Consider the following 20,424-nt stretch of genomic DNA (forward strand, 5'->3'; position numbering starts at 1 on the left):
TGCGGCTCAATCGTCGAGCTTGCAGGTGATGGTGTAGACCACGCCCGGCGGCAGGAAGTCGACCGTGGCCTCGCCGCCGAGCTGATCGCGCGCGCTGCGCTCGATCAGGCGGGAGCCGAAGCCGCGCTGGATCGGCGCCGAGACCACCGGGCCGCCGGTTTCCTGCCACACCAGCCGCAGCCGTGCCGGCAGCTTCTTCGCCGCGTCGGCCGCGCTCGCCAGCTCCCAGGACAGATCGACCGTGCCGGTGTCGTTGGAGAGCGCACCATATTTGGCGGCGTTGGTTGCGATCTCGTGCACGATCATCGACAGCACGACGGCGAGCCGCGGCGACAGCGCCACCTTCGGGCCGGAAATCCCGATACGGTCGGGCGTGTTGAGGCGGTAGGGCTTGAGCACGCGCTCGATCACGTCCTGCAGCTCGGAGCCCTGCCATTTCTCCTTGCTGAGCAGATTATGCGCCTCGGCGAGCGCGCCGAGCCGGCCCTCGAACTTCTCACGCTCATGGCGGCTGGCGCTGCGGAAGGTCTGCACCGCGATCGCCTGCAGGATCGCCAGCGTGTTCTTGACCCGGTGATTGAGCTCCTCGATCAGCAGGTCGTGCAGCATCTCGGCGCGCGCGATCGTCGTCGCCATCCGCACCGCGAAGGCCAGACCGATCGCCAGCATGATGCCGCCGAGCAGGCTGGTGACGGCGAGGTTGCGCCACAGCGGCGCCACAAGCGAATCCTCGGCGATGCCGGCGCCGATGGTCCATCCGGTGAGGGTGGAATGGGTGAAGCTCGACAGCAGCGGCACGCCCTCGAGCGATACGCTCGACAGCGTCGCCTCCTGCTCGCTGCGCATGCGATCAAACACCGATGGCGAGGCCTGCTTGCCTATCGTGTCCGCCGGATTTGGCACGCGTGCGAATACGGTCGCCTTGCGGTCGAGCAGCGACAAGGTCCAGTCCGGGTTCGGCCGCTGCTTTTCCAGGATGGTCTGGAACATCTCGATCGGCGGGCTGAACGAGATGTCATAGACGACTTCGCCGTCGCGAAAGACGGGCACCTCGACGGTGACGATCAGGCTCTTCTTCACGACGCCGTAGAAAAGGTCGGAATATTGCGGCTGCCGGGTCTCGAACACGCGGCGGGTGATCTCGCGGTTGTTGCGCGTCGGCAGGTGAGCCGTATCCGTCGTCGCCGACGAGAACAGCTGGCGTCCGTTGCGGTCGGCGACCACGATCGTGCCGTTCTTGCCGTACTGCTCGAGGAAGCCCATCGCGATCGGGCGGAAGCGTTCGAAATCGCCGGTGGTCAGGGCATCGGTCAGCGCCAGCACCTGGACGCCGCCAGTCATGCGCTGCATTTCCGCATCGAGCGTCAGCCGGATGCTGCGCACCGTCTCCAGCACGCGCTGACGGGCGTCGCTGCGGTCCTGCATGTAGTTGTGCAAGACGATTCCGCCTGCGAACAGGATGAGCGGCAGCGTGGTCCCTGCGACCAGAAGAGCAAGCCGGATCGGCAGGGAGAGTTTTGGCACGGATGCCCCGTTTGAGCTGGCGCTGCTGATCGCCGTTGGGACTGACGCAGGCGGGAGGTGCGTCGGGCGGAGGCGAACTTGTGCAGCGAGCGCATTTCAGGCTGGAGCGGCTGCCTCCGCAAGGGCTCGGCGGTTGCAACCGTTCACATGACTGTCAGCATAGGAGAGCACCGCGTGCACGCCAAGCGCAACGCGCGGCGATCGCCGGTTCCCTGAGCGGCTTTACCGCCACAGCGCCTCTCCTAGACGTTGCTCTCGCTGATGGCCGCATACACCATCGTGCGCAGTTCGCGGCGGATCGGATAGGCGCTCGACGGCAGCACCTGGGTCATGAAGATCGTGATCAGCTCCTCGGCCGGATCGATCCAGAACGCGGTGGAGGCCGCACCACCCCAGGCATATTCTCCGGCGCTGCCTGGAATGAGCGTCTTGGCCGGATCCATCGTCACCGAGAAGCCGAGACCGAAGCCGATGCCGTTATAGGCCGCTTCCGCGAACATCGAGCGCGACAGCGCCGGCAGGTCGACGCCGCCCGGCAGATGGTTCGAGGTCATCAGCTTCAGCGTCTTCGGGCCGAGCAGCCTGACCCCGCCGAGCTCGCCGCCATTGACCAGCGCGCGGCAGAACGTCAGATAGTCCGCCGTGGTCGAGCACAGACCGCCGCCGCCTGAGATGAAGTCGGGCGGGCTCAAGAAAGAGCTGGTGGCGGGATCGTCCTGCAAGGTCAGGCCGCCCTTGCGATCGGCCGCGTGGAACGACAAGGCGCCGCCGGCATCGGCCGAGTAGCACGCCGCCAGCCGGTGCGCCTTCGCGGCGGGGACGTGGAAGTCGGTGTCGCTCATGCCGAGCGGATCGAAGATGCGCTCTTTCAGCACTTGCTCGAACGGCTTGTCGGCGATCTTGCCGACGAGATAGCCGACCACGTCGGTGGAGACCGAGTAGTTCCAGGCTTCCCCCGGCGAGAACTCCAGCGGAATGAGCGACAGGTCGTCGATCATCGACTGCAACGTTCCTGCCTTTTCGACCGCGCCGATCTTGGCGTCGCGATACGCGGCATCGACGTTCGAGCGCTGCTGGAAGCCGTAGGTGAGGCCGGAGGTGTGGCGCAAGAGGTCGACGATCAGCATCGGCCGCGCCGGCGGCCGGCTGACAAAGGCCGGCGCGGTGCCGGCGACGAACACGCCCAGATTTTTCCACTCCGGAATGTATTTCGCGACCGGCTCGTCGAGCGCGACCTTGCCTTCCTCGACCAGCATCATGAAGGCGACCGAGGTGATCGGCTTGGTCATCGAATAGATGCGGTAGATCGTGTCGTCCCTGACCGGGACCTTGCGCTCGACGTCGGCATAGCCGAGCGAGCTCGCATGCACGATCTTGCCGCGGCGATAGACCATCAACTGCGTCCCGGGAAAGCGGCCGGCCTCGATATAGCGCTGCCGCAGATGGGCATCGATGCGATCGAGCGCGGCTTTCGACATGCCGACGGTTTCGGGCGAGGCGGGTGTCGGGGCGAGCATCGGGCGTCTCCGCTATGATCGGTTTCTGGCGGCCTGCGCGAGGATCGGCCGCACATGCCGTTTGTTCCGGGTGATAGCCGAAAAACGCGCCGCGTCCAATGGCAGGCCAGGGATGCGTCGTGTACCCTTTGCGCCGGGAGGAATTGGCAATGACACAATTCAACGAGGCCGAGCTCACGGAGGCCGTCGTCGCGAGCTTCGAAGGGACACCCGATCCGCGCGCGAAATTCCTGCTGCAGGAATTGGTGAAATCGCTGCACGATTATGTGCGCCGGACGGAGCTCACTTTCGACGAGTGGGCCGCCGCCATCGACTTTCTCACCCGCACCGGACAGACCTGCACCGCGAGCCGGCAGGAGTTCATCCTGCTGTCCGACGTGCTCGGCGTGTCGATGCTGGTCGACGCCATCAATCATCGCGACCGGGCAGGGGCGACGGAGACGACCGTGCTCGGCCCGTTCTACGTCGGCGAGCACAAGGTGACGCCCCACGGCACCGACATCTCGGCGGATCTCAAGGGCGAGAAGATGTTCGTCCAGGGACGGGTCACCGATCTGTCGGGTGCCCCGCTGGCAGGCGCCGCGGTCGATGTCTGGCATGCCGACGACGAGGGCTTCTACGATTCGCAGCGGCCGTCCTACGCGAGCGATGGTCCGTCGTCGCGGGCGCGCTTCATCACCGATGCGGATGGTCGCTTTTTCTTCCGCACCATCCTGCCCTGCAGCTATCCGATCCCGACCGACGGTCCGGTGGGACAGATGATCCTGAGCACCAAACGCCATCCGATGCGGCCGGCTCATGTGCATTTCCTGGTGGACGCCAAGGGCTACGAGCCGCTGATCACCCACGTCTTCGTCGGCGGTGACGAATATCTCGACAGCGATGTCGTGTTTGGCGTCAAGAACGACCTCGTCGCCCAAGTGGAGCGGCGCAGCGACGCGGTGATGCCGGACGGCAAGCTGGCCGTCGGGCCATGGCACTTCATGACCTATGATTTCCGCATGAAGCCGGGAGCGGGCGCGGCGCCGAGACCGCTCGGCGCGATCGCGCCTGAACCCGCCTGAGCTGTGGTGGCCGGCAGGTCCGACTACCAGCCGCCGTGGCGAGCCGCGAGCAGGATGATCACTGCCATCGCGAGCAGCGCAGTCGCTGCCTTCCAGAACAGCAGCGGATTGCGCTCGATCAGGGGCGTCCGGCTGTCGCCGACATAGGCCGGATTGGGGTGCCGAAGGTCGAAGACGAATTCGGAGAGGCTCTCGTAACGTTTGGCGGCGATGGGATGGACGGCGCGTCGAAGTGCGCCATCGATCCAGAGCGGGACGGCTTGGTCATCGCCGGAGGCCGGCAGATAGCGGACCTTGCGAAACTGCGCCCGGGTTCTTGCGCGCGCCATCTGCGCGCCGTAGGGCAATCGCCCCGTCAGCATCTGGTAAGCGATGACTCCGAGTGAGAACTGATCGGACCATTCGGAGCCGCCCTCGCCGAGAAAATATTCCGGCGCCGTATACTGCTGGGTGCCGAGGATGCTGTCGTGGTCGGCAGCCGGGTCGGCCTCGACCACGCCGCTGACGCGCACCGATCCGAAATCGATGATCTTCACCGTTCGGGTCCGGTCGATCATGATGTTCTGCGGCCGCAGATCCTGGTGCAGCATTTCCTTTCGATGCAGCGCCTGCAGCCCCTTGGCGATCTGCTCGATGATGTCTCTGATGGCATCGAGATCGGCTTTGGGATGGTCGATCATCCATTGCGCCAAGGTCTGGCCTTCGACGAATTCGGTGACGACGTAGAGATGATCGCGGCGCCGCGTCGATGGGAAGGCCTTCAGCACATGCGGGTTATCGATCCGCCGCGCGATCCAGTCTTCCATCAGGAACCGTTTGAGATAGGCGCCGTCGCCGCGCAGGTCGATCGAAGGCACCTTGAGGGCGACGGCGAGCTCCGTCTCGACGTCGATGGCCAGATAGATGTGGCTGCGGCTGCTGGCATGGATCTCGCGCACGATCCGGTAGCCCTCGAAGATCGTCCGCGCGTCCAGCAGCGGCGCCGGCGGGAGCTGCTCGGCCTGGACCGGGATCTCGGCGGCATCGCCGGCGCCGAGTTCGTCGACCCGCACGATCTGGATCGTGAGGTTGTCCGCACTGCCCTGCGCCAGTGCCTCAGCGACGATGATGCGGGCCGCCTGGTCGAGGTCGTGGGAATTCTCCTTCAACACGTTGGCGACAAAACGCTTGCCCACGTGCTCGTGAACGCCGTCGGTCGCGAGCACGAAGATGTCGCCGCGCTCGATCCGAATGGCCTGATAGTCGATTTCGACCTCGGGATTGACCCCGAGCGCACGCCCCAGATAGCTCTGCTGCGACGAGATGATGGCGCGATGATCGTCGGTGAGTTGCTCGAGCGAATGGCCTGCGGGGCGATAGATGCGACAATCGCCGATATGGAAGAGATGCGCCGTGGCCGCCTTGATCACGATCGCGCTGAGCGTGCAGACATAACCTTTGTCGCGGTCATAGGCGTATTGGCTGGCTCTGGTCTGGGCGTAGAGCCAGGAGTTGGCCGCGGCGATCACGCGTCGCACCGAGGTCTTCACCGACCAGGCATCCGGCGTGCAGTAATAGTCGGTCAGGAAGCTCTTGACCGCCGACTCGCTCGCAATGTGGCTGACCTCGCTGCTGCTGATCCCGTCCGCGATCGCGATCGCAATGCCCTTCAGGCTGAGCGCCGGCTCATCGGGAATCAGCGCGCCGTGGAAGTCCTGGTTGCCCGGCTTCTGCCCTTTGTCGGAATGCGCTCCGATTGTGATCCGCAATGGCATCTGGGCTGTCGGGCGAAATGAAGGGAGCCCGACCTTACCGGGGCCGGGCTCTCCAAGGGAAACGGAATCAGGCCGCGGCGCGAGCCGCGATCTTGGCATCACGCTTCGGCTGCGTCCTGATGTGGGTGGCATAGAGCGTCAGGCCGGTGAACGAGAGGCCGCCGACGAGATTGCCGAGCACGGTCGGGATCTCGTTCCAGACCAGGTAGTCCATGATCGAGAACTTCGCATGGAGCATCAGCCCCGACGGGAACAGGAACATGTTCACCACCGAATGCTCGAACACCATGTAGAAGAAGACCAGGATCGGCATCCACATCGCCAGCACCTTGCCCGGGACCGTCGTCGAGATCATCGCGCCGACCACGCCGGTGGAGACCATCCAGTTGCACAGCATGCCGCGGATGAACAGCGTCGCCATTCCGGCCGCGCCATGCGCCGCGTAGCCGAGCGTCCGGCCTTCACCGATATTGCCGATCACAGCGCCGACCTTGTCCGGCTCCTGCGTGAAGCCGAACGTGGTCACGAATGCCATCATGAAGGCAACGGTCAGTGCTCCGGCGAAATTGCCGATGAAGACAAGTCCCCAGTTGCGCAGCACGCCTGCGATGGTCGCACCCGGACGTTTGTCGATCACGGCCAGCGGCGACAGCACGAACACACCCGTTAGCAGATCGAAGCCCAGCAAATAGAGCATGCAGAAACCGACCGGAAACAACAGCGCGCCGATGAGCGGCTGGCCGGTGTTCACGTTGATGGTGACGGCAAACCAGGCCGCGAGCGCCAGGATCGCGCCCGCCATGTAGGCGCGGATGACGGTGTCGCGGGTCGACATGAAGATCTTGGACTCGCCTGCGTCCACCATCTTGGTGACGAATTCTGAAGGCGCGAGATACGACATTCAAACGTCCTTTGCTTGCTCTCGGGAGTCGATTGCGCGCTGCCTTGCGAGAGGTTCTGGCTCTCGAGGGACATCGCCACGGGCAGGCGGATCGGATGTCGAATGCGGGAAGGGCGTCACGACGACCGCGCCGAGGAGACCTCGGTCGCGTGCGCGCATCCGTCCCGGAGATCAGCGCCATAGGCGTCGACAGTCCGGCGAACCGCAGTCATCGTTGACTTGCAGAACCAGAAGCAATGCGTGTGCCAAATTTGACGCCACCGAGAAAGTCAGTGATTTCAAGCGACTGCGCTGGAGTTTCTCTGCTGCGGCTGCCTGAAAGGGCTCTTTTGGTGCCCTGATGCTCACGGAACAATCTCTCCATGCTTATTTTGTGTGCGCCGCACACAAAGTGTGCGAATCGCAAATTTTGGATGCGGCCCGCTGCCTCTGATGGATTGTTGTGCAACGCTAAAGGGTTGAATTTGCCTGACAAATCCGAATCGGCGCGTTGGCACGAAGCTTGAAAGAGCGTGTCCGACGCCATCGATGCCGTCCGCGCAACCCTCATCCGAATCGTGACGCTGCCCCTTCCGAGGCCTCCTCGGAACGCGCCTTTGTGCGTGGTGCAGCGACCCGCAACGGACGGCCATTCACCATCGAGCGCTCTTCAGACAAAGGACGACAGCACTCATGACGAAGACTGCCAATCCTGCTCGCCGCAACGGCCTCAGCCGTCGTCAGCTTCTCAAGGCCGGCGCAGGGACGGCTGCGCTGCTTGCAGCCGCGAAGCTGAACTTGCCGGGCGGAGCTTTCGCCCAAGGGGCGGGGCCGGAAGTCACCAGCGCCAAGCTCGGCTTCATCGCGCTCAGCGATGCCGGCCCGCTGTTCGTCGCCAAGGACAAGGGCCTGTTTGCGAAATACGGCATGCCTGATGTCGATGTGCAGAAGCAGGCCTCATGGGGCACGACGCGCGACAATCTCGTGCTCGGCTCCGAGGGCAACGGCATCGACGGCGCGCACATCCTGACCCCGATGCCGTACCTCATCTCCTCGGGCAAGGTGACGCAGAACAACCAGCCGACGCCGATGTACATCCTGGCGCGCCTCAATCTCGATGCGCAGTGCATCTCGGTCGGCAAGGAGTACGCCGACCTGAAGCTCGGTCTCGATACCGCGCCGTTCAAGGCCGCGCTGGAGAAGAAGAAGGCCTCCGGCAAGTCCGTGAAGGCCGCGATGACCTTCCCGGGCGGCACCCACGATCTCTGGATCCGCTATTGGCTCGCGGCCGGCGGCATCGATCCCGACAAGGATATCGAGACCATCGTGGTGCCGCCGCCGCAGATGGTGGCCAACATGAAGGTCGGCACCATGGACTGCTTCTGCGTCGGCGAGCCGTGGAATGCGCAGCTCGTCAACCAGGGCATCGGCTACACCGCCGTCACGACGGGCGAGATCTGGAACAAGCATCCCGAAAAATCCTTCGCGATGCGCGCCGCCTTTGTCGACAAATATCCGAAGGCCGCGAAGGCGTTGACGATGGCGGTGATGGAAGCCCAGCAGTGGGCCGACAAGATGGAGAACAAGCAGGAGCTCGCGACCATCATGGCCAAGCGGCAGTGGATCAACTGCCCGGTCGAGGACGTCGCCGGGCGCTCGGCCGGCAAGTTCGACTACGGCACCGGCAAGGTCGTCGAGAACTCGCCGCACATCATGAAGTACTGGAGCGACTTCGCATCCTATCCATTCCAGAGCCACGATCTCTGGTTCATCACCGAGGACATCCGGTGGGGCAAGTATGAGGCCGGCTTCGACGCCAAGTCGCTGATCGCCAAGGTCAACCGCGAGGACATCTGGCGCGAGGCCGCCAAGGAGATGAACGTCGCCGCCGCCGAGATTCCGACCTCCAAGTCGCGCGGCAAGGAGACCTTCTTCGACGGCAAGGTGTTCGATCCGGAAGAACCCGCCGCCTACCTGAAGTCGCTGTCGATCAAGCGCGTCGACGCCTGATCAGGACTCTCGCCGCGCGCGGAAAGCGCGCGGCCCCTCTCATTGCACGGAGAAAGGTTTCCGATGTCCATGCCAGCGTTGAGCAACGATAGTGCTCCCCAGGTCGTGCCGACCGCGGCGGCGTCCACCTCGGCGTCCATCGTAACGATGACGCCCAAGCCGCCGCCGAAGGCCGAGCGCTATGTAAAGATGGCACGTGAGGCCGCGGTGCGCGTGGTGCCGCCGCTGATCGTGCTGGCGCTGTTCCTGCTGATTTGGGAGCTGGTCTGCCGCCGGGCCGGCTCGGCGCTGCCGCCGCCCTCCCGGGTCTTCAGCGACACCCGGGAGCTGATCTTCGATCCGTTCTTCGATCATGGCGGCATCGACAAGGGCTTGTTCTGGCATCTCGAAGCCAGCCTCCGGCGCGTCGCCTTCGGCTACGCGATTGCCGTCGTCGTCGGCGTCGGTGTCGGCACGCTGATCGGCCAGTCGGTGTGGGCCATGCGCGGCCTCGATCCGATCTTCCAGGTGCTGCGCACGATCCCGCCGCTCGCCTGGCTGCCGCTGTCGCTGGCGGCCTTCCGCGACGGCCAGCCGTCGGCGATCTTCGTCATCTTCATCACCTCGGTGTGGCCGATCATCATCAACACCGCGGTCGGCATCCGCAACATTCCGCAGGACTACCGCAACGTCGCCGCGGTGGTGCAGCTCAATCCGCTGGAGTTCTTCGCCAAGATCATGATCCCGGCGGCCGCGCCCTACATCTTCACCGGCCTGCGCATCGGCATCGGCCTGTCGTGGCTCGCGATCGTCGCGGCCGAGATGCTGATCGGTGGCGTCGGCATCGGCTTCTTCATCTGGGACGCGTGGAACTCCTCGCATATCAGCGAGATCATTCTCGCGCTGTTCTATGTCGGCATCATCGGCTTCGTGCTCGACCGCATGATCGCGGTGGTCGGCAAGATCGTCACCCGCGGCACTGCGACGAATTGAGAGGTAGAGATCATGGCCTATCTGAAGCTCGACCACGTCGACAAGACCTTCACCCGCGGCACCGCTACCACCGAAGTGCTGAAGGACATCAATCTCTCGATCGAGAAGGGCGAGTACGTCTCGATCATCGGCCATTCCGGCTGCGGCAAGTCGACGATGCTCAACATCGTGGCGGGGCTCACCACGGCCACGACCGGCGGCGTGCTGCTGGAGGAGCGCGAGGTCAATTCGCCGGGACCTGACCGCGCGGTGGTGTTCCAGAACCACAGCCTGCTGCCCTGGCTCACGGTCTATGAGAACGTGCGGCTCGGCGTCGACAAGGTGTTCGCCAAGACCAAGACCCGGGCCGAGCGCGATGCCTGGACCATGCACAATCTGAACCTCGTGCAGATGGCCCATGCCAAGGACAAGCGTCCGAACGAGATCTCCGGCGGCATGAAGCAGCGCGTCGGCATTGCCCGCGCGTTGGCCATGGAGCCGAAGGTCCTGCTGCTCGACGAGCCGTTCGGCGCGCTCGACGCGCTGACGCGGGCGCATCTGCAGGATTCCGTGATGGCGCTGCACCAGAAGCTCGGCAATACCATCCTGATGATCACGCACGATGTCGACGAGGCGGTGCTGCTGTCCGACCGTATCGTGATGATGACCAACGGTCCGAGCGCACGGATCGGCGAGGTGCTCGAGGTCGCGCTGCCGCGTCCGCGCAAGCGGCTCGAGCTCGCGACCAACGCCACCTACGTGAAGTGCCGCCAGCGCGTGCTGGAATTCCTCTATGAGCGCCATCGCTACGTCGAGGCGGCGTGACGATTCGAACGCGGAGGACGGATCGAACCGCCCTCCGCCTCGGGCGACTAACGGGTTCTCGTCTCCATCATCGAAGGATTTCCCATGACGCCGTCTCAGATCGAATTGGTTCAGGACAGCTTTGCCAAGGTCGCGCCGATCTCCGATCAGGCCGCGGGCATCTTCTACGATCGCTTGTTCGAGGTCGCGCCGCAGGTGCGGGCGATGTTTCCAGACGATCTCACCGAGCAGCGCAAGAAGCTGATGGCGACGCTGGCGGTCGTCGTGAATGGATTGGCGAACTTGCCTGCGATCCTGCCGGCAGCAAGCGCGCTGGCCAAGCGCCACGTCGATTATGGTGCCAAGCCCGAGCACTATCCGGTGGTCGGCTCTGCGCTGCTGTGGACCCTGGAAAAGGGGCTCGGCGAGGCCTGGACGCCCGAGGTCGCCGAGGCCTGGACCGCGGCCTATGGCACGCTGTCCGGCTTCATGATCGCGGAAGCCTACGGCAAGGCGCAGGCGGCGGAGTAGACGTCTTGAGTGAACCGCTCGTCATCGTCGGCAATGGCATGGCCGCTGCAAAGCTGGCCGAGGAATTGTCGCAGACCGCGCTCGGCCGCTACGCGATCGCCGTCATCGGCGAGGAGCCGCGTCTGGCCTACAACCGCGTGCTGCTGTCGTCGGTGCTGGCCGGCGAGGCCGCGTCCCACGAGATCGAGCTCAAGCCAGCCACCTGGTGGCGCGAGCGCGGCGTGACGCTGAAATACGGTGCGCGCGTGACCGCCATCGATGTCGGCCGCCGCGAGCTCCAGATCGAGAACGATGAGAACGTGGCGTTCTCGCGCCTGGTCCTGGCCACCGGCTCGCTGCCGCTGCGGCTTCCCGTGCCCGGCGCCGATCTGCCGGGCGTGCACACGTTCCGTGACAGCCGCGATACCGACGTGCTGTTGGCGCTCGCGGCGAAGAAGGGGCGTGTGGTGGTCGTCGGCGGCGGCCTGCTCGGGCTGGAAGCGGCCTATGGCCTGGCGCGTGCCGGCGCCAGGGTGACGCTGTTGCATCTGATGGACCGGCTGATGGAGCGGCAGCTCGATGCGCCGGCGGCCGCGTTGCTGAAGGCGCTGGTGGCGCGCAAGGGGATCGAGGTTCTGCTCAATGCCAGCACCGCGACCATCCATGGGGACGGGAGGGTCGAAGGAGTCGAGCTGGCCGATGGACGGCGCCTCGCCACCGACGCCGTGATCTTCGCGGCCGGAATCCGGCCGAACGTTGCGCTGGCGAAAGAGGCGGGGCTCGCCGTCAACCGCGGCATCGTCGTCGATGACGCCATGCAGACGTCGGCCCCCGGCATCTTCGCGCTCGGCGAATGCGCCGAGCATCGCGGCACCTGTTATGGGCTGGTCGAGCCTGCTTACGAGCAGGCGCGGGTGCTGGCGCGGCATCTGGCCGGCCGCCAGGCGGCCTATGGCGGCAGCGTCGTGTCGACCAACTTGAAAGTGTCCGGCGTATCCGTGTTCTCGGCGGGCGACTTCATCGGCGCCGAGGGCAGCGAGGCGATCGTGCTCAACGATGCCAAACGCGGCATCTACAAGAAGCTTGTCATCACGGAGGGGCGCCTCACCGGCGCCGTGCTGATCGGTGAGACTCAGGACGCGTTGTGGTATCGCGAGTTGATCCGGAGCCGCGAGCCGGTCGCAGCGATCCGGACAGCGATGATGTTCGGCCGCGCGGGCGCGCGGCCGCAGGCAGCGTGAGAAGGGGCCACGCACGACGATGACGACGGTCGATCCGAAGCTGCTGACGGTGCGCACTGCGTGTCCTTACTGTGGTGTCGGTTGTGGCGTGCTCGCCACGCCCGACGGCCGCGGCGGCGCTGCCATCTCCGGCGATCCGATGCATCCCGCCAATCTCGGCCGGCTTTGCTCGAAGGGCTCGGCGCTCGGCGAGACGCTCGGGCTCGAGAGCCGGCTGCTGTACCCGATGATCCGCTGCAAGGGCGGCATGCAGCGGGTGGCGTGGAGCGATGCACTCGATCACGTCGCGACCCGCCTGAAGCACATCGTCGCCCGCGACGGCGAGGATGCGGTGGCGTTCTATCTCTCCGGCCAGATGCTGACCGAGGACTATTACGTCGCCAACAAGCTGATGAAAGGCTTTCTCGGCTCGGCCAATGTCGACACCAACTCGCGGCTGTGCATGGCCTCGTCGGTCGCCGGCCACCGCCGCGCCTTCGGCGCCGACACCGTGCCCGGCACCTATGAGGATCTCGATCAGGCCGATCTGCTGGTCTTCGTGGGCAGCAATGCCGCCTGGTGCCATCCGGTGCTGTATCAGCGCATGCTGGCCAACAAGCAGACGCGCGGCGCCAGGTTCGTGGTCATCGATCCACGTCGCACCGACACGTCGAGCGAAGCCGATCTGTTCCTGGGATTGAAGCCTGGCACTGATGCGGCGCTGTTCTCCGGCCTGCTGGTGCATCTCGCCGACAGCGGTGCGCTCGATCACGACTACATCAACGCTCACACCAGCGGCTTCGACGAGACCCTGGCTCGCGCCCGCAGCCTCGCCGGCAGCGCCGCGGCGACCGCGCTCGCCACCGGCCTGTCCGAGGTCGACGTCGTCGCCTTCTTCAAGCTGTTCCGCGATACTCCCAAGGTCGTCACCCTCTATTCGCAGGGCGTCAACCAGTCGGCGCAGGGCACCGACAAGGTCAACGCGATCCTCAACTGCCATCTCGCGACAGCGCGCATCGGCAAGCCGGGCATGGGGCCGTTCTCGCTGACCGGCCAACCCAATGCGATGGGCGGCCGCGAGGTCGGCGGGCTCGCCAACCAGCTCGCGGCCCACATGGGCTTCACGCCGCCAGACATCGACCGCGTTCGCCGCTTCTGGAAGGCCAAGGACATCGCCACCCATGAGGGTCTCAAGGCGGTGCAGATGTTCGAGGCGATCGCGCGCGGCGAGATTAAGGCGCTGTGGGTGATCGGCACCAACCCCGCGGTGTCGCTGCCGGACGCCGATCTGGTCCGCGCCGCGCTCAAGAAGCTCGAGCTGTTCGTCGTGTCCGAGAACGTCCGCGCCAACGACACCGTCGATGCTGGCGTCCACGTGCTGCTGCCGGCGCAGGCCTGGGGCGAGAAGTCGGGCACGGTCACCAACTCCGAGCGGCGCATCTCACGCCAGCGCGCCTTCCTGGCGCCGGCCGGCGAGGCCATGCCAGACTGGTGGATCCTGAGCGAGGTCGGCAAACGGCTTGGTTTCGCCTCCGCCTTCAACTACAACTCTGCTGCGGATATATTCCGCGAGCACGCCGCGCTGTCGGGGTTCGAGAACGACGGCACGCGCGATTTCGACATCGGCGCGCTGGCCTCGCTCACCGACGACGAATACGAGACGATGGCGCCGGTGCAATGGCCGGCGCGCACGAGCAAGCCGCCCGAGCCGCGCTTTTTCGCCGACGGCGCCTTCTTCACCAACGACAGCAAAGCGCGCTTCGTCGCGCCGGAAGTGCCGGCGCTGCGCGGTGAGACCACCGCCGCCCGCCCGCTGCGCCTGAACACCGGGCGCATCCGCGATCAGTGGCACACGATGACGCGCACCGGCTTGAGCCCGCGGCTATCAGCGCATCTGCCGGAGCCGTTCGTCGAGGTGCATCCGGACGACGCGCTGAAATACGGCCTGATGCATGACGGCTTCGCCAAGGTGACGACCGAGCACGGCCAGTGCATCCTCAAGGTCGTGGTCAGCGAGCGCCAGCAGCGCGGCATGCTGTTCGCGCCGATCCATTGGAACGCCACCAACGCCTCGCATGGCCGCGTCGGCGCGCTGGTCGCCTCCCACACCGATCCGTTCTCCGGCCAGCCCGAGGCCAAGGCGACCCCGGCTGCGATCAGTTCTTATGAGTACGTATTCCGCGGCTTCATCCTGTCGCGCAACGAGCTCACGCTGCCGTCCAACCTGTGGTGGGCACGCGCGACGGTGCAGGGCGGCTTGGGCTATCTGTTCGCCGATAACGGCGATCTGTCGCGCTGGCCGGCCTGGTTCAAGGCGCGCGCCACCGACGACGTCACGGACTACATGGATGTCGGCGGCGGCGTCTATCGCGCCGCGTCGTTCGCCGGCGATCGCATCGAAACCTGTCTCTTCGTCGGCCCCGGCCATGATGCCGGCGACTGGAACGTCGTGAAGACGATGTTCGCCGCCGATCGCCTCGACGACGACCAGCGCCGCGTGCTGCTGTCCGGCCGCGCGCCCGACGGCGTCGGCGGCGGCCCGATCGTCTGCGCCTGCTTCGGCGTCGGCCGCGACACCATCTGCGATGCGATCACGGCAGGTGCGCGCACGCCCGCCGCCATCGGCGCGCAGCTCAAGGCCGGCACCAATTGCGGCTCGTGCATTCCGGAGATGAAGCGGCTGATCGCGCAGACGGCCACGGACGCCCCGCCGATCGCGGCGGCGAGCTAGCCGAGAACACTGTCATTCCGGGGCGAGGCCAACGGCCTCGAACCCGGAATCTCGACATGGTCGAAATGAAACAGCGCAAGACAAGCCCGGGATTCCGGGTTCGACGCTGACGCGTCGCCCCGGAATGACGTGGGTGTGGAGGCGCGTCAGATGCCTTGAGCAGGGAGGGCACCCAATCGACGTCGTGCGCCTCATCCACTATGCTCCCGCGCATGAAGCACAAGACATTCGGAACCGGCGGGGCCAGCGTCTCCGTCATCGGGCAGGGCACCTGGTATCTCGACCACGCCGATCGCAGCCGCGCCATCGCCACGTTGCGGCGCGGCCTCGATCTCGGGATGAGCCACATCGATACCGCGGAGATGTATGGCGATGCCGAGCTGGTCATCGCCGAGGCCATCGCCGGCCGGCGTGACGACGTGTTCCTGGTCTCGAAGGTGCTGCCGAGCAACGCCTCGCGCAAGGGCACCATCACCGCCTGCGAGCGCTCGCTGAAGCGGCTGAAGACCGACCGGCTCGACTGCTATCTCCTGCACTGGCCGGGCTCCTATCCGCTCGCGGAGACGGTGGCGGCGTTCGAGGAGCTCAAGGCCGCCGGCAAGATCGGGTCCTGGGGCGTCAGCAATTTCGACGTCGACGATCTCGATGAACTGCTGAAGGTCGCAGGCGAGGGCAAGATCGCCTGCAACCAGGTGCTCTACCATCTGCAGGAGCGCGCCATCGAGCACGCGGTGATCCCGTGGTGCGGCCAGCATGGCGTCGCCGTCGTCGCCTACTCGCCGTTCGGCCATGACGACTTTCCGGAACGTCGCAGCGCCGGCGGCGAGGTGCTGCAGCGCATCGCGGAGCAGCATGGCGCAACGCCGCGCCAGATCGCGCTCGCCTTCCTGACGCGGGCGTCGTCGCTGCTCGCGATCCCCAAGGCGTCGCGGCCCGAGCATGCCGAGCAGAATGCCGCGGCCGGCGACATCGAGCTGACCGCAGCCGAGATCGCCGCAATCGATCGCGCCCTTCCGCGCGGGCCGAAGCCGCGCGGGCTGCCCATGCTGTAATGCAGCATCACGGAAAATTACGGATGTTTGCTACTCCGGCGCGTGGCAACGCATAAGTGCTGCCCGCTTCGATGGGTTGTCGCGGCGTCGCGATTGGCGTTTTGTCGCCACTCACCGAATCGTCCCCGTTCCAAAACTCCCGAGTTCGACCGTGACCCCGCCACCGAGTGCGGCCGCAGCCGCGCGCCTCGACGACGTGCCGACCTCCGTGCAGGAGAAGCCGCAGGCCACGCGCAAGCGCGCGCCCGCGCGGGCCGACCGGCCGTTCCGCGGCATCGCGCTGATCCTGCTGTCGACCGTGTTCCTCGGCACCTCGGACGTCACAGCGAAATATCTCTCGAAGACGCTGCCCTCGATCGAGATCACCTGGATCCGCTTCGTCATATTCGCAGCGATCATGGTGCCGGCGATGATCCCGGGCTCGCCGCTGTTCGCGATGCGCACCGAGCGGCTCAAGTTCCAACTGCTGCGCGGCGTTGCGCTGCTCGGCTCGTCGCTGATGTTCATCACCGGTTTACGCTATCTGCCGATCGCCGAGGCTTCCGCCACCGGCTTCGTCGCGCCGCTGTTCGTCACCGCGCTGTCGATCATCTTCCTCAGCGAGAAGGTCGGCCTGCGCCGCTGGATCGCGACCGCGGTCGGGTTGTTTGGGGTGCTGATCATTCTCCGCCCCGGCACCGGCGCGTTCCATCTCGCCGCCTTGTTCCCGATCGCCTCGGCCTTCGCCTGGGCCTGCACGCTGATCATGACGCGGATGATGAGCGGCCGCGAGCACGCCATCACGATCATGACCTATTCGTCGATCGCCGGCGTCTGCGTGCTCACGGCAATCGTGCCGTTCGTCTGGACCACGCCGTCCTGGCAGGACATCGGCTTCGGCGTGCTGGTCGGCGTCGCCTCGACCATGGGGCAGTGGATCGTCGTGCTGGCGTTCCGTTATGCCGACGCCTCGGTGCTGGCGCCGTTCTCCTACACCCAGCTCCTGTGGGTCAGCATCCTCGGCTTCGTGGTGTTCGGCGAGGTGCCGGACGTCTGGACCATCGTCGGTGCCGCCTTCATCGTCTCCAGCGGCCTCTACACCGCCCATCGCGAGCGCGTCCGCCGCTCGCAACTGCTGCAGGTCGCCGGCGAGAGCTCGCCGAATCCGTGAGCCCTCGCTCGCGCATCCCTGGTGAATACGGGGGTGTGAATTTTTGGGCGGATGCGTTGCGCGATCGCCACAACCGGTACGAAACGCGTAATGATCTGAAATCATTGGAAAAACGCATTCGCATCCCGCCCCGACCACCAAGTCTGAGCTGCTAGGTCTTGGACTGCACGAGACCGTGCAGAGCAGGGCTTGGGAGTGTCGGAGTGGGGATGTCGAGCGACAACACGGCTGACCGGGCTGTCCGCTGGCGGGTTGGCGGATTGGTGCTCGTGGTCGGGCTCGGGCTGGCGACGGCCGCGCAGGCGCAAACCGACTACACCTGGGGCGGTCCCGGCGCCACGACGACGACCTCCGACTACAATCTCTCGACCAACTGGGAGACCCCGCCGGCCGGCGCGCCGCCCGCATCGGGCGGCCAGGAGGCGCTGTTCGGGGCCACCGGCGCATCGACCATCACGGTCACGGCGCCGATCAATCCGGATTCCTGGATCTTCCTCAGCAACGCCCAGTCCTATTCGATCGGCGGCGCCGACGTGAATTTCGGCGTCGCCGGCTCCGGCTGGGGCTTCATCAACAACGCCAATTCCGGCCAGACGATCACGATCGGCAACAATCTCGGCGAGACCGTTGCCGGCGTCCGTGCCGAGCTGCTCGGCAACAGCACCACCATCCTGCTCGGCACCAATTCCTACTCCGGCGGCACCTTCGTCGGCAGCGTCGCGACCCTGCAGCTCGGCGATGCCACCCACACCGCCCGGATCGTCGGCGACGTGTCGAATTTCGGCATCTTCAACATCGTCAGGGCCGACACGTCCGGCATCGTCTCGCTCACCAATGATGGCGGCACCACCAACTTCCTCGGTGCGAGCTCCGCCGGCACGATGACGATCGTGAACCAGTCGATCGCCACGACCGCGTTCGGTGTCGCCGGCGGCACGGACACGGCCACGGCCGGCAACGCCGTGATCACCAACCATCAGGGCCGCACGCTGTTCAACGCCAATACCAGCGCCGGCAACGCGACGATCACCAACGACACGTTCAGCATGCTGGCGTTCGTCAATGCCGCCACGGCCGCCAATGCGGTCATCACCAATGGCGGCAATTCCTACGTGATGTTCGGGATCGGCTTCGGCAGCGACACCCCGTCGGCCGGCAATGCCACCATCACCAACAACATGAACGGCCAGGTCCAGTTCAACGCCCATTCCACCGCGGCGAACGCGACCGTCACCACCAATGACGGCGGCTCGACGCTGTTCTTCGATCACGCCAGCGCCGGCTCCGCCACGATCATCACCAATGATGGCGGCCGCACCCGCTTCCTCGACAATACGACCGGCGGCACCGCCCAGTTCGTCACCAATGGCACCGGCGTGGTCGATTTCTCCGGTAGCACGGGTGTCAATGGCGACGGCCGCATCACCGCCGGCTCGCTGGCGGGCTCCGGCAACTACTACATCGGCGCCTTCAACACGCTGGTGGTCGGCGCCAACAATCTCTCCACCGAGGTCTCCGGCGTGATCGGCGACACCGATCCTTGCGGGTGCGGCACCATCGGCCCAGGCTCGCTGACCAAGGTTGGCAGCGGCAAGCTGACATTGTCCGGCGTCAATACCTACACCGGCACGACCACGATCGACGGCGGCATCCTCGCCGTGAACGGCTCGATCGCCGGTAGCAATGTCGTGGTGAATTCCGGCGGCGCGCTCGGCGGCAACGGCATCGTCGGCAGCACGCTCATCAACGGCGGCGCACTCGCGCCGGGCAATTCGATCGGGCTGCTCACCGTGCAGGGCAACCTCGTGTTCACGACGGCTGCGAGCTACATGGTCGAGGTATCCCCGGCCAGTGCCGACCGGGTCAACGTGACGGGAACGGCGACGCTCGGCGGCGCCACCGTGCAGGCGAGTTTCGCGCCCGGTAGCTACGTCAACAAGCAGTACACGATCGTCAATGCGACCGGCGGCGTCAGTGGCACCTTCAATGCGCTGGTCAACACCAACCTGCCGGCCAATTTCACTTCTCGTCTGAGCTACGACGCCAACAATGTCTATCTGAACCTGACGCTTGGCTCGACCGGCACCAACAACACCAACCAGCAGAACGTCACGGACACCACGACCGGCTATTTCAACCGCACCGGCGGCATTCCGCTCGCCTTCGGCGCGCTGACCCCGGCCGGCCTGACGCAGGTCTCCGGCGAGATCGCCACCGCTCCGCAGCAGGCGATGTTCGAATCGATGAAGATCTTTCTTGGCCTGATGACCGATCCTTTCGTCGCCGGTCGCAGCGCGAACGCATCTAGTCCGGCTGCGGCGTTCGCCGACGCAGGGCGGGGCGCCGCGCCGCGCGATGCCTTCGCGCGCATGCCGGTGAAGGCCACACCGGCCCAGCGCTTCGATGAGCGCTGGAGCACCTGGGCCGCGCCGTTCGGCGGCGGCTCGTTCACCGATGGCAACGCCGCGCTCGGATCGAACAACGTCACGATCCGCGAGGTCGGCTTGGCCGCTGGCGCCGATTACATCGTGTCGCCGAGCTGGCTGGCCGGCTTGGCGCTGTCGGGCGGCGGCACCAGCTTCGGCGTCAATGGCGGCGGCAGCGGCCGCTCCGACCTGTTCCAGGCCGGCGCCTTCGCCCGCTATCGCCATGGTCCGGACTATCTCTCGGCCGCGCTCGCCTATGGCTGGCACGACGTGACCACCGACCGCACCGTGACCGTCGCCGGCGTCGACCAGCTCCGCGCCCGCTTCAATGCGTCGGCCTATTCGGCCCGCCTCGAGGCCGGCCGCCGCTATGCCACGCCGTGGGGCGGGATCACGCCCTATCTCGGCGGCCAGGCGACGGCTTACGTGCTACCGTCCTATGCCGAGCAGGTGCTCTCCGGCGCCGGCACCTTCGCGCTGACCTATGCCGGCAAGACTGTCACCGATGCGCGCACCGAGCTCGGCGCGCGCGTCGATCGGTCGTTTGCGCTCGCCGATGGCGTGCTGTCGCTGCGCGGCCGCGCCGCCTGGGCGCACAATTTCAACCCGGATCGCACCATGACCGCCGGCTTCCAGGTGCTGCCGGGAATGAGTTTCGTCGTCAACGGCGCTGCGCAGTCGCGCGACCTTGCGCTGACCTCGGCCTCGGCCGAAATGGCCTGGCGCAACGGCTGGTCGGCGGCTGCGACCTTCGAGGGCGAGTTCTCGACCATTAGCCGCTCCTACGCCGGCAAGGGCGTGGTGCGCTACAGCTGGTGATTGCGCGACGTC

At 65.8% G+C, this 20,424-nt stretch carries 15 protein-coding genes; 10 read left to right on the forward strand and 5 right to left on the reverse strand.

What is annotated here, in order from left to right; genetic code table 11:
* Positions 1 to 6: 6 nt before the first annotated feature.
* Together QX132_RS17345 and QX132_RS17350 are read right to left on the reverse strand one after the other, a co-directional pair.
* Positions 7 to 1,524: a sensor histidine kinase gene (locus tag QX132_RS17345; protein WP_316162114.1), complete on the reverse strand. Its 1,518-nt coding sequence runs from the start codon at positions 1,522 to 1,524 to the stop codon at positions 7 to 9.
* Positions 1,525 to 1,766: 242 nt separating this feature from the next.
* Positions 1,767 to 3,041 (reverse strand): serine hydrolase domain-containing protein, encoded by a 1,275-nt coding sequence (locus QX132_RS17350; protein ID WP_315812760.1) that lies wholly within the window; start codon positions 3,039 to 3,041, stop codon positions 1,767 to 1,769.
* 149 nt (positions 3,042 to 3,190) lie between these two features.
* Here QX132_RS17350 and QX132_RS17355 point away from each other — a divergent pair, with 149 nt between their 5' ends.
* Complete coding sequence (locus QX132_RS17355; RefSeq protein WP_315779524.1) at positions 3,191 to 4,105, forward strand: intradiol ring-cleavage dioxygenase; 915 nt, start codon at positions 3,191 to 3,193, stop codon at positions 4,103 to 4,105.
* Between the two features lie 23 nt (positions 4,106 to 4,128).
* Here QX132_RS17355 and QX132_RS17360 read toward each other — a convergent pair whose 3' ends face one another.
* The 3 genes from QX132_RS17360 to QX132_RS17370 form a co-directional block, all read right to left on the reverse strand.
* Positions 4,129 to 5,859, reverse strand: a complete 1,731-nt coding sequence (locus tag QX132_RS17360; protein ID WP_316162117.1) for a bifunctional protein-serine/threonine kinase/phosphatase — start codon at positions 5,857 to 5,859, stop codon at positions 4,129 to 4,131.
* A 67-nt stretch (positions 5,860 to 5,926) separates the two neighbouring features.
* Positions 5,927 to 6,760: a formate/nitrite transporter family protein gene (locus QX132_RS17365; RefSeq protein ID WP_316162119.1), complete on the reverse strand. Its 834-nt coding sequence runs from the start codon at positions 6,758 to 6,760 to the stop codon at positions 5,927 to 5,929.
* A gap of 208 nt (positions 6,761 to 6,968) precedes the next feature.
* Positions 6,969 to 7,286, reverse strand: coding sequence for a hypothetical protein (locus QX132_RS17370; protein ID WP_315776395.1), 318 nt, complete (start codon positions 7,284 to 7,286; stop codon positions 6,969 to 6,971).
* A 146-nt stretch (positions 7,287 to 7,432) separates the two neighbouring features.
* Between QX132_RS17370 and QX132_RS17375 the strand changes: the two genes are divergently transcribed.
* The 9 genes from QX132_RS17375 to QX132_RS17415 all read left to right on the forward strand — a co-directional run bounded on the left by QX132_RS17375 (position 7,433) and on the right by QX132_RS17415 (position 20,412).
* Positions 7,433 to 8,749 (forward strand): CmpA/NrtA family ABC transporter substrate-binding protein, encoded by a 1,317-nt coding sequence (locus QX132_RS17375; protein WP_316162121.1) that lies wholly within the window; start codon positions 7,433 to 7,435, stop codon positions 8,747 to 8,749.
* A 63-nt stretch (positions 8,750 to 8,812) separates the two neighbouring features.
* On the forward strand, positions 8,813 to 9,721 hold the full coding sequence (ntrB, locus tag QX132_RS17380; protein ID WP_316162123.1) for a nitrate ABC transporter permease: 909 nt from the start codon (positions 8,813 to 8,815) through the stop codon (positions 9,719 to 9,721).
* 12 nt (positions 9,722 to 9,733) lie between these two features.
* Positions 9,734 to 10,525, forward strand: coding sequence for an ABC transporter ATP-binding protein (locus tag QX132_RS17385; protein ID WP_315737171.1), 792 nt, complete (start codon positions 9,734 to 9,736; stop codon positions 10,523 to 10,525).
* 84 nt (positions 10,526 to 10,609) lie between these two features.
* Positions 10,610 to 11,035 carry a globin family protein gene (locus tag QX132_RS17390; RefSeq protein WP_316162125.1) on the forward strand — a complete coding sequence of 142 codons (426 nt, stop codon included), beginning with the start codon at positions 10,610 to 10,612 and terminating at the stop codon, positions 11,033 to 11,035.
* A gap of 5 nt (positions 11,036 to 11,040) precedes the next feature.
* Positions 11,041 to 12,255, forward strand: coding sequence for an NAD(P)/FAD-dependent oxidoreductase (locus tag QX132_RS17395; protein ID WP_316162127.1), 1,215 nt, complete (start codon positions 11,041 to 11,043; stop codon positions 12,253 to 12,255).
* Between the two features lie 19 nt (positions 12,256 to 12,274).
* Positions 12,275 to 14,965, forward strand: a complete 2,691-nt coding sequence (locus QX132_RS17400) for a molybdopterin-dependent oxidoreductase (protein WP_316162129.1) — start codon at positions 12,275 to 12,277, stop codon at positions 14,963 to 14,965.
* Between the two features lie 212 nt (positions 14,966 to 15,177).
* Positions 15,178 to 16,017: an aldo/keto reductase gene (locus tag QX132_RS17405; RefSeq protein WP_316162130.1), complete on the forward strand. Its 840-nt coding sequence runs from the start codon at positions 15,178 to 15,180 to the stop codon at positions 16,015 to 16,017.
* Positions 16,018 to 16,213: 196 nt separating this feature from the next.
* Entirely contained in the window at positions 16,214 to 17,167 is a 954-nt protein-coding gene (locus QX132_RS17410) for a DMT family transporter (protein ID WP_316162292.1), read from the forward strand.
* A 209-nt stretch (positions 17,168 to 17,376) separates the two neighbouring features.
* Complete coding sequence (locus QX132_RS17415) at positions 17,377 to 20,412, forward strand: autotransporter domain-containing protein (RefSeq protein WP_316162132.1); 3,036 nt, start codon at positions 17,377 to 17,379, stop codon at positions 20,410 to 20,412.
* Positions 20,413 to 20,424: the final 12 nt, after the last annotated feature.

This window comes from Bradyrhizobium sp. SZCCHNRI20481 (assembly GCF_032485055.1).
In the GTDB taxonomy this organism is placed as follows: Bacteria; Pseudomonadota; Alphaproteobacteria; order Rhizobiales; family Xanthobacteraceae; genus Bradyrhizobium.

What these genes read in the sequence shown, in the direction of transcription:
- QX132_RS17360 (WP_316162117.1), bottom strand. Translation starts at nt 5,859, where the DNA reads ATGCCATTGCGGATCACAATCGGAGCGCATTCCGACAAAGGGCAGAAG.
- ntrB (WP_316162123.1), top strand. Translation starts at nt 8,813, where the DNA reads ATGTCCATGCCAGCGTTGAGCAACGATAGTGCTCCCCAGGTCGTGCCG.
- QX132_RS17405 (WP_316162130.1), top strand. Translation starts at nt 15,178, where the DNA reads ATGAAGCACAAGACATTCGGAACCGGCGGGGCCAGCGTCTCCGTCATC.
- QX132_RS17415 (WP_316162132.1), top strand. Translation starts at nt 17,377, where the DNA reads ATGTCGAGCGACAACACGGCTGACCGGGCTGTCCGCTGGCGGGTTGGC.
- QX132_RS17350 (WP_315812760.1), bottom strand. Translation starts at nt 3,041, where the DNA reads ATGCTCGCCCCGACACCCGCCTCGCCCGAAACCGTCGGCATGTCGAAA.
- QX132_RS17400 (WP_316162129.1), top strand. Translation starts at nt 12,275, where the DNA reads ATGACGACGGTCGATCCGAAGCTGCTGACGGTGCGCACTGCGTGTCCT.
- QX132_RS17390 (WP_316162125.1), top strand. Translation starts at nt 10,610, where the DNA reads ATGACGCCGTCTCAGATCGAATTGGTTCAGGACAGCTTTGCCAAGGTC.
- QX132_RS17370 (WP_315776395.1), bottom strand. Translation starts at nt 7,286, where the DNA reads ATGGCGTCGGACACGCTCTTTCAAGCTTCGTGCCAACGCGCCGATTCG.
- QX132_RS17375 (WP_316162121.1), top strand. Translation starts at nt 7,433, where the DNA reads ATGACGAAGACTGCCAATCCTGCTCGCCGCAACGGCCTCAGCCGTCGT.
- QX132_RS17385 (WP_315737171.1), top strand. Translation starts at nt 9,734, where the DNA reads ATGGCCTATCTGAAGCTCGACCACGTCGACAAGACCTTCACCCGCGGC.
- QX132_RS17365 (WP_316162119.1), bottom strand. Translation starts at nt 6,760, where the DNA reads ATGTCGTATCTCGCGCCTTCAGAATTCGTCACCAAGATGGTGGACGCA.
- QX132_RS17355 (WP_315779524.1), top strand. Translation starts at nt 3,191, where the DNA reads ATGACACAATTCAACGAGGCCGAGCTCACGGAGGCCGTCGTCGCGAGC.